Genomic DNA, 2,967 nt, shown 5'->3' with positions numbered 1-2,967 from the left:
CCCATAGTCGACTCTTGCCGCCCCCTCCACCGCCTTCGGCGGTCCCCCTCCCCCGCCACGCGGGGGAGGATAACGGAGAGTGCGCCGCCTCAATCCAACCCAAGCGGATCCGCATCCAGTGGCCAGATCGGCCGCGTCAGCTGCTTGAACGGCAGCTCGTTCCAGTTGGGGTTGCTGGTGCCCGGGGTGGCGACGAACAGTTGGGCCCGGGTGTTGGTGATGAACAGGTCCTTGTGCTTGTAGAGGTTCTTGATCGAGACGACCTGCTTGTCGTCGAACGTGATGCCGTGCAGCGAGAACAGGCTCAGGGTGTAGAGGTTGGTGCGCAGCGTCGTCAGCAGCACCTCGATGCCCTCGACCCGCACCACCGCGACGTCGCCGATCTCGATGCGCTCGCCGGGCAGATGATCCTGGTGGGCGTTGCGCTTCAGGAACAGCACCTCGGCCTCGGCATCGAGCGGCGGGCCGGAATGCGGCTCGAACTTGCCGCCGATCCGGAGTTTCAGCCTGGCGCCGACCCCCACCTGGAAACAGATCTTCACTGCCGAGGGGTCCCAGAGCGGCGCCACCACGGCGTTGCGGATGCCGGCATCGATGAGGGCCTTCAGCACATAGGTGGTATCGCCCGGCGCGCCGCTGCCGATCTGGTCGGAAGTGTCGGCGATGAGCAGCGGCTTGTCGCCCTTGAGCTTGGCCGCTTCGATCGCTTCCTTGAACGGGGTGAAGGGCAGCGTCGCTGCGGCGCGGATGCGGTAGAAGGCCTCGCCGTAGTGCTTGGCGGCGCGGTCGGCGATGGCCTGGTCGCGGTCGGCGACGGCCAGCATCTTGGCGCCGGCCAGCGGCACGTCGGCCCAGGGGAAGCCGTGGTTGAGCGACAGCGACAACACGCCGTCCTTGCCTTCCCCGTCATAGAGCGACTGGGTAAAGGCGATCATCGGGCCTTCCATGGTGGTCGGGAACAGACCCATGGTCTTGCAGTCGAACAGCGCCATTTTCGGTTCGATCTCGCCCTTCAGCGTGCGCTCCATCAAGGCGAACAGATCCTCGGCGCGTTCGGCGTGGTCGATATGCGGGTAGGTCTTGTAGATGACGATCAGGTCGGCATTGTCGACGATGGTGTTGTCGACATGGCCGTGCAGGTCGAGCTCGATGCCGATGCGGGCTTTGCTGCCCACCAGCGCGCGGGTGCGCTGCACCAGGTCGCCTTCGCAGTCATCGTAGCCATCGGCGATCATCGCGCCGTGCAGGTAATAGAGCACCGCGTCGACCGGGCCGGCGGCGCGCAGGTCGTCGAGGATGCGATCGCGCATCGCCTCGTAGTCGGCCTTGATGGTCGGGCCGGCCGGGTTGGCGAAGGCGAAGAGGCTCTGGACCACCTCCCAGCCGCGCTCGAGGCCGCGATCGCGCCAGATCTGCGGCGGCGCCGACCAGGGCGAGGGCGCGAAGGTTTCGACATTGCGGTCGGCCCAGAAGCACTCCTTGAAATCGTCGATGCCGGTCGGAAACGAGGCGAAGGTGTTGGTCTCGGTGCCCAAGGTGGCGATGAACAGGCGCATGGAACTGACGGCTCCGGATGAAAGGGCTGGCGGCAACCTTGGAAGGGCAGCCGGAGAGGGTCAATCGTCGCTGGTTCCGCAGCGCGGAACATCGGCGGTAGCGCCGATCGCTTGAAATGGTTCAGATTGCTCCCAATGTTGCAATTGATAGAACCTGTTGGCGCAACGTTGCAAATTTGGAGCATGATGTGCTATCAAGATGAGACAGAATAGCACGAGGCCGTCATGTCGAACTGCAGTCCGGATCGGGTCTGGCGCAGCCGGGCCGTCGCCCTGCTCGAGGCCGAGGGACGGCGCTCGGCGGATACGCATCTGATCGCGCTGAACCTGCCGTCGCTTGATGGTATCGACATCTACCTCAAGGACGAATCCTCGCATCCGACCGGCAGCCTGAAGCACCGGCTGGCACGCTCGCTGTTCCTCTACGGCATCTGCAGCGGCCGGATCCGCGAGGGCATGACGCTGGTCGAAGCCTCCTCCGGCTCCACCGCCGTCAGCGAAGCCTATTACGCCCGGTTGCTCGGGCTCGATTTCTGCGCCGTGCTGCCGCGCACCACCAGCGCCAGCAAGGTCGAGGCGATCGAGCAGCAGGGCGGGCGCTGCCATTTCGTCGAGCAGCCGGCGGCGATCTATGCGCGGGCGGCGGAGCTCGCGGCGGAGTGCGGTGGGCATTATCTCGACCAGTTCACCTTTGCCGAACGGGCCACCGACTGGCGCGGCAATAACAACATCGCCGAGTCGATCTTTGCGCAGATGGCGAGGGAAAGGCACCCGGTGCCGGAGTGGATCGTGATGGGCGCCGGCACCGGCGGCACCTCGGCGACCATCGGCCGCTACATCCGCTACCGCTGCCTCGATACCCGGCTCTGCGTGCCCGATGTCGAGTTCTCCGCTTTCTATGATGGGTGGTTGCGGACCGACCGCACCGCCACTGCGGCACGCGGCTCGCGCATCGAAGGGATCGGGCGGCCGCGGGTGGAAGCCTCGTTCATCGGCGAGGTGATCGACGAGATGATCCGGGTGCCCGACGCCGCCTCGCTGGCCGGCATGCAGGTGCTGTCGCGGCTGCTCGGCCGCCGCGTCGGCGCCTCCACCGGCAGCAACTTCATCGGGGTGTGCTGGGCCGCGAGCCGGATGCGCAGCGAGGGGCGGAGCGGCTCGATCGTGTCGCTGATCTGCGACAGCGGCGAGCGCTATGCCGAAAGTTACTACAACCCGGCCTGGCTCAAGGCGCAGGGGTTGGATCCGGCGCCATATGTGGCGAGGCTCGAAGCATTCCTCGCTGGGGGTAGGTTTGCAGGGGAATTGCTGATGGGGGCAGAGGCTGTATCTTATACACCGTTCCGAGCCCACGAGACAGGCAGCAAGCGCGGATGCCGTATTCTGGTGGATAAAAAAAAAAATACACCGA

General features: G+C 65.5%; 2 protein-coding genes. One reads left to right on the top strand and one right to left on the bottom strand.

Going from position 1 to position 2,967, the window contains the following annotated elements; translation table 11 throughout:
- Positions 1 to 89 precede the first annotated feature (89 nt).
- On the bottom strand, positions 90 to 1,556 hold the full coding sequence (locus tag VW23_RS02390; protein WP_069907995.1) for a M81 family metallopeptidase: 1,467 nt from the start codon (positions 1,554 to 1,556) through the stop codon (positions 90 to 92).
- Positions 1,557 to 1,781: 225 nt separating this feature from the next.
- Here VW23_RS02390 and VW23_RS02385 point away from each other — a divergent pair.
- A partial coding sequence (locus tag VW23_RS02385) for a PLP-dependent cysteine synthase family protein (RefSeq protein WP_069907994.1) occupies positions 1,782 to 2,967 on the top strand: 1,186 nt, incomplete at its 3' end.

The organism is Devosia insulae DS-56, from assembly GCF_000970465.2.
Lineage (GTDB): Bacteria > Pseudomonadota > Alphaproteobacteria > Rhizobiales > Devosiaceae > Devosia_A > Devosia_A insulae.
The sequence above is the reverse complement of the archived record's forward strand: the minus strand, read 5'-3'. Positions and strand labels throughout refer to the sequence as shown.